At 58.9% G+C, this 5,989-nt stretch carries 4 protein-coding genes and 1 tRNA gene; 2 read left to right on the top strand and 3 right to left on the bottom strand.

Annotated elements, in window-relative coordinates; all coding sequences use genetic code 11:
* Positions 1-646, top strand: a 646-nt coding sequence (locus GBJ34_RS19735) for a hypothetical protein (RefSeq protein ID WP_226341297.1), incomplete at its 5' end; no start/stop codon positions are given.
* Entirely contained in the window at positions 646-1,716 is a 1,071-nt protein-coding gene (locus tag GBJ34_RS19730) for a helix-turn-helix domain-containing protein (protein WP_151720892.1), read from the top strand. The genes GBJ34_RS19735 and GBJ34_RS19730, both read left to right, overlap by 1 nt.
* 61 nt (positions 1,717-1,777) lie before the next feature.
* On the opposite strand, the gene GBJ34_RS19725 is transcribed toward GBJ34_RS19730, so the two are convergent.
* The 3 genes from GBJ34_RS19725 to GBJ34_RS19715 all read right to left on the bottom strand — a co-directional run bounded on the left by GBJ34_RS19725 (position 1,778) and on the right by GBJ34_RS19715 (position 5,972).
* Complete coding sequence (locus tag GBJ34_RS19725) at positions 1,778-4,141, bottom strand: phospholipase D-like domain-containing protein (RefSeq protein WP_151720891.1); 2,364 nt, start codon at positions 4,139-4,141, stop codon at positions 1,778-1,780.
* Positions 4,128-5,681: a hypothetical protein gene (locus GBJ34_RS19720; protein WP_151720890.1), complete on the bottom strand. Its 1,554-nt coding sequence runs from the start codon at positions 5,679-5,681 to the stop codon at positions 4,128-4,130. The genes GBJ34_RS19725 and GBJ34_RS19720 overlap by 14 nt, the downstream gene beginning before the upstream one ends.
* Before the next feature lie 214 nt (positions 5,682-5,895).
* Positions 5,896-5,972 (bottom strand) — tRNA-Met (locus tag GBJ34_RS19715).
* Positions 5,973-5,989 lie beyond the last annotated feature (17 nt).

Genomic DNA, 5,989 nt, shown 5'->3' with positions numbered 1-5,989 from the left:
CCCCCGCAGCGCGCCGCCTTGGGGAAAAGGTCACATGGGTCAGTTCTCAATGGAAATTACGCGCCCAAATGGGTCACTTCTGGGCGGAACTCAACACGAAGTCCGCGACCAGGTCGTGTCCGCGATCCAAAGCGCATGGGAGGACTGGCTGGCCAGCGACTTCAATGGCGTCTGGCGATGCAAGCGCAGCCGGGCAAACTTCGTGTGGGAACAGATCATAGATCATGCGCATGCTGCTCTTCTTGATCACGGCGATGTCCACGTGATCGACGGCAACGAGACGATGAAGTTCCTCGTGCAGGATACGGTGCTGTTTCGTTTCAAGAAAGCCGACGAAACCGGCAAGTCGTCGAATGTCGCTACGCAACTGGCGCTTGCCTTCCACGATCATGAACAGGATTTGTTCGACTTGCCGGAGGTGCAGCGCGTCGAGGTGGTCTACAAGCTGAATCGGCTTGAGACGAAGATCGACGACATTTGCGTGGTCGCGCGCGATGGCGATCTGATTGCTTGGGAGTACAGCCTTCTCGATGCGGGCGAAGGTGTGGTTCCGCTTCCGATGCCCGAACCGATGCCCGAACGCCCCGCTGCGGCGATCGTCAAGCTCAAAGGCGCCGTGGACGGCCGCAAGAAGCGTCAAGACTGATGCCCGCCGCATTCAATCAGGACCTGCTGCGGATAGCGCGGCAGGCGCGAGGCTGGAGTCAGACCGAACTTTCTGCACGATCGGGGGTGTCACAAGCAAATTTGTCGAAACTCGAGAACGGGCTGATTGGCCCGACTGAAGACGTATTGAAAAGCGTCAGCGAAGCTTTGGCATTTCCGGTGGATTTCTTTTTCCAGAACGACCGGGTCATCGGCCTGCCGATGAGCGTGCAGTACCGGAAGCGTGCGAGTGTAGGGCAGAAGGCTATCGAACGTCTGGAGGCCGAACTCAACATCAGGATACTTCACATCCGGCGTCTGCTTGACGCTGCAGAGCTGCAGCCTGAACTTTCTCTGCCCCGCCTTGATGTGGACGAGTTTGGCGGAGATCCCGAGCGGATCGCCGACCTCATTCGTCGGACTTGGCTCGTGCCTTCCGGGCCGATCCGAGAGTTGGTGGCGTGGGTCGAGCGAGCAGGCTGCATCGTTGTCCATTGCGATTTTGCTGCGCTCAAGGTGGATGGCTTCACTGTCCAAATTTCGGACATGCCGCCGTGCATCTTCCTCAACCGAAACATGCCAGCCGACCGGCAACGGTTCAGTCTTGCCCATGAGCTTGGGCATGTTGTGATGCATCAGGTGCCATCGCCGGATATGGAGGCCGAAGCCAATGCGTTCGCATCAGCCTTGTTGATGCCCGCCAGGGACATCCGCCCCCATCTTTCGGGAAGGCGACTGACGATCCAAAGCCTCGCTGCTCTGAAGCCTGTCTGGCGCGTGTCAATGGCTGCTTTGCTCTACAGAGCCAAGGAAATCGACGCTATTACAGAGAACCAAAGCCAATATCTCTGGCGGCAGATGAGTGCGTCGGGTTACCGCAAAGCGGAGCCACCGGAACTCGATCTCAAGGTAGAAATGCCGACCGTGCTACCAGAAATACTGCGACTGCATCTTGAAGAGCTCGGTTACGGGGTATCTGATCTCGCTCAAGCATTGCGATCAAGTGAGGAAGACCTTCGCGCGCTGCATCCGCTACCAGGAGCAACTACGCGGCTCAGGGTAGTAAAGTAGCGCTGGTGCCAACTTGCTTAACTCGGCGATGGGCGCATCTTGCACCTGAAGTGCAGAAGCATCAGTCAAATCGCATGCCCGCGCTGGGCTTCAGTGCCAAGCGGTCAGCAAATCTCTCGTCCAGCTTTGATGTGAGCTCATTGAAGTAATGTCTGTCTTCGTCGACGGTCCCAATGACCGAGGCGACCTGTGCTGCAAGGGCTTTCGCGAGACCTTCCAGTGGTCCACGCAGGTCAGCGGTCTTGGGATGTGAGGCTGCGGCATTTGCTGCCGCCTTTGCCGCCCAGTCTGCCATGGCAAGGTATTCGAGTACGCGCTTCTGCTCGCCCTCGTCTTGCGCCACCTGCAGCGTCTGCAGCGCCCGCGCGGTGCCAAAATGCTGCTTGAGCAACCGTCCGACCAGTCGCGGCCAGTCGTAGCTGTCCTTGGTATGGATTGGCAGGATCTGAGTTGGCAGCGCAGCCCCTCGGATCGGCTGGGCATGGGAAAGCAGAATCTGAAGGAGTGCACGCAGCCGCACAAGCTCGGCGGTACTGATCGGCTTGCCTCTCAGCAAGCGGCATCTTGCTTCGAATGCATCGACTGCCTCTTTCATCTTCTTGGCAGTAGCCACTGCCTGTTTCGTGGCTTTCGCTTGCTTCGCCGGTTCTTCTTGCTGTGTGGATGGTGCGGCATCACTGAGGTCCGCAGGTTCGGTCATGCGGAAATCCATGGCCGCAATTGCCCTCAATTCTCGGTCCTCATCGGCATCGAGATCCAGCCCGACGAGGCCGATGATTCGGTTCAGCGCCGCACTCAGGGTGTTGGCCGGGCTGTCGTTCCGACCGAAAAACCCACCCGAAAACTGGCTGCCCTGTGCCATCGCCTTGTTGCGCGCGCGGACAAATTCTTCATAGGGCAGGACAGGATGGGGCTGCTCTGTTGATGCGGCAGGGGGAGCGGACAAGGCCTTCGGTGCTGCATCGGCAGTTACACCGGTCTCCTCAAACTCCAGTGCCTCGAGCTGGTTCAGGGTTTCTATCAGGATCAGGTCTTCGTTCATTGCCTCGGCAAGGATATCCGTCAGCGACTTCTTGCGACCTTGCGCCGGGGGTAGCGTTCGGACGGCGAGAACATCGAGATCAACGACCTGGACCGGCGCGGATGCGGAGCCATCGGCAAAATGGACGATGCCGGATTTGGGACGTCCTGCGTCAAGGTCCAAGCGCCAAGCATTGTCGCCGCCTTGCACAAGATCAATCCGATTGCCGAACCGAACCTCGTCCCGATCCTGCAGGGTGATGGCAGTGGCCGAGCCAGGTTTAAAACCGGCAGGTGGCCTCCATACGAGCCGTTCCGACTGCAAGGTCAACGTCCCGCCATCGGTGTACGCCTCTCCCGCTGAACCTTTCGCCGTAGCAGATGCCAGGTCGTGGAGATCAGACGCCTGCAACGGTGCATCGCGATAGGTCTCCAGACCAAGCGCTGCGAGGGCAGTTCCGGGCGCCACGCGCTTGTAGATCCCGGCCTCGGCATTGCCGTGCATAATCGTTGGGCCGAGCAAAGCAGGCAAAGTGCAGTTCATGCTGCCGGAGATCACGTGATCCCATGTTTGCCCCTGCGCGATGACGAGCTTGGCGTGAACAAACCGCTTGCTGTCAGACGTGTCGACTTTGAAGATCCCGATGTCCGAGAACCGGGGGAGTTCGGATTTAGGGAAGTAGGCCGATGCGGCGTCGATCAGTAAATCCGTCGGCGGCTCACCCATGATGGCCCTCAATCGCGCCAGACCTTCGAGTTTCATATCCCAATAGGGCGACACGACAATCAACCGCTTGATCCGATCATCGCCAACGCTGGCAGCAATCTGTTCGAGGATTGTCGCGTCCGGACGATCGCGCAGCAGCGCAATTTCAGGTTCGGCCTCCTGCTCTAGGAAAGGGTTTTCCATGGCCTCACGCAGCCATGGCGACGAACGTAGCGCCCGTTGCATGGCCGTCGTAAACCAAAGGTCATCCGAGGGAACCTTGCTGCGAAGGTAGTTAAGTGCCGCCGCGAAATGGCGGGCGTTGCCCGTCACGTCTTCCCCGTAAGCGAGGCTGGCGACCAGTTCCTTGTTACCACCGAGGCCGAGCGCGGTGAGATTGGCAGAGCCGATCAGCAATCGGCCCTTCTTCGCTCCGATGAGCAACGTGATCTTGGGATGGAAGGCACCCGGCGCGTCAGCCTTGATAAGGTGATAGCTGCTTCCTGCGAACTTTGGTGGGCCCAGTTCGGCAAAACTCTGGTTGACCATCTGTCGATCGGCAAGGATCACGATGTTCCGACAGCCGGAACCCCGCAGCCGCGAGAAGGGAATGTCCTCGAATGCCTGCGCTCCGAATGCGTAAGTTGTCAGAAAGGCCGAGTGAAAACCGCTCTCGGCAAAAACGTCAAAATACTTCATTCGACATTAGCTCCGCGCGGCCGAAGTCGGTCAGGCCTGCATCATCAATCAACTTGACGTCCCGCAGAAACCTCATGGCTTGATCCAGGCGCGGGCTGCTTGGTGACACCCGGAAACGATCCCTGTACCGCAGCATTCCTTCCTCGGGCTCGATCAAGAAGGTATAGGCTTTCTGGTTGCGGAACTTGCGCGACGCCACCCAGAGATGGCGTTTCAGGACACGTTCACGAACCAAGGCATCAAGAACAGTTCGGGCATTCTCCGGCCCCCTCGCCCGCAGAAACCTGACTTCCGTCCTGAGCGACTGGAAGTGGTCCGGCGCATTCAGCGCGCTGTCCAGCAAGTCGCCGAAAGCTTCTGCTCGTTCGGTGAGGGCCGCAACAAGCGCCACGACAGATTTCATTCGCGTTGACCGATCACCCGTAGCCCGCGCCTCGACCATGCGCTCGTCAGCTAGCCGGGCGGCCATGGCCGGTTCCAAGCCTTCGAGCAGGCTCGCGGAGTAGCGCAGCCAAGTCATATCATCGGGCACGTCGACAAGACCGACCAATTCTGCGACCACCTCACCGAGTGGCATCCGCCGCAATTCCGCTTCTTGTAGAATGTCCAAGGCAAGATCGAGGATGTTCTCATAGGCGAGGCGCATCAGGTCACATGCCTGATAAAGCGCCCACATGCTGCGAACGTCCCCGGACGCAGGAACCGGTTCGGCCGCATGATGACCGGCGCCGAACCATTCCCATTTCACTGCCTCGGGGCGCGGCACCTCCTTCGTGGCGTCAATGAGTTGCAGAAGCATAAGTGCCGTGGATCGTCGAAGCTTGTCTGAGGCAGTTGCTGGCGACAGGCGACCAAGCAAGACTTGGACGAGCAATCGATGTTCGGCGCTGCCTGCGAGGATTTCGGAGGGCTGCATTGGTGCCATCCGGTCGAGCTCGCCTAGCGTCACGGTGCCAGCGCTCACGCACCCCATGAAGACTGTCCCGAGTTCGCCGATCTCTGCGGCGAAAGCCTCTGCCAATGGAAGTGCGCGGTTCGTACACACAGCGATAGGGTTCCTATCATCGCCGAGTGTTATCAGGCCCATCTCGAACATCTGCGTGGCATAGATGCCACCGAATGCCCCCCCCTTGTTGCGCAGGTATCGCTGGCCGACATCCGTTTCAGGATCAGCCCCGACCGAGAAGTCGATGAACGTCGCCGGATTGTTCGGAACATTGGCCAGTTGCTTTTGCGCCCAATCAATCCCTGCAACGCCTAGTTCAGTCGATCCGCGCGCAGCAATCAGGGCAAAGAGGGTCTCACAGCGTCGCTGGAACGCCCGGAAGGCAACGGGGTCGGTGTCTCCCTTCTCCCTCGCGTAGACTTCAAGTATCCAGACAAAGAACGAGTAATACCTGAAGCGAAGCGTGATGGTGCTGATGCCGGGCAGCAGGGATTGATAGATCGCTTCGATGGGGCGCTGCATTCCAAGGGGATCGAGGCCGCCATCCTGGCCGAGTTCAGTCCATTCAGGGAAACCCGGCCCAAAATCCTTCATCGTCAATCCACCGTCTAGAACGCCACGGGGTGATGATGGCTGGAACCGGCATCTCGTGCAACTGCGAGTTGCCTGCCGCTGCCTGTGGCTGCACGCTTATCCGTGCTGTTGCGGTTTATCTGGTGTCGTGTTGATGTGGCGTTGATGTAGACTGCAAACAACAAAAGCCGAGCGTTACGCTCGGCCTTGAAGTCTTTGATATCGTTTAGTAATTTGGTTGCGGGGGCAGGATTTGAACCTGCGGCCTTCAGGTTATGAGCCTGACGAGCTACCGGGCTGCTCCACCCCGCGTCCGTGCCCGACGGGTT

Origin of the sequence: Gemmobacter serpentinus (assembly GCF_008973825.1) — a bacterium.
GTDB classification, from domain to species: domain Bacteria; phylum Pseudomonadota; class Alphaproteobacteria; order Rhodobacterales; family Rhodobacteraceae; genus Gemmobacter; species Gemmobacter serpentinus.
The sequence above is the reverse complement of the archived record's forward strand: the minus strand, read 5'-3'. Positions and strand labels throughout refer to the sequence as shown.

Bases quoted from the DNA above. Each gene is read 5' to 3' on its own strand.
- GBJ34_RS19730 (WP_151720892.1), top strand. From the start codon at position 646: ATGCCCGCCGCATTCAATCAGGACCTGCTGCGGATAGCGCGGCAGGCG.
- GBJ34_RS19725 (WP_151720891.1), bottom strand. From the start codon at position 4,141: ATGAAGTATTTTGACGTTTTTGCCGAGAGCGGTTTTCACTCGGCCTTT.
- GBJ34_RS19720 (WP_151720890.1), bottom strand. From the start codon at position 5,681: ATGAAGGATTTTGGGCCGGGTTTCCCTGAATGGACTGAACTCGGCCAG.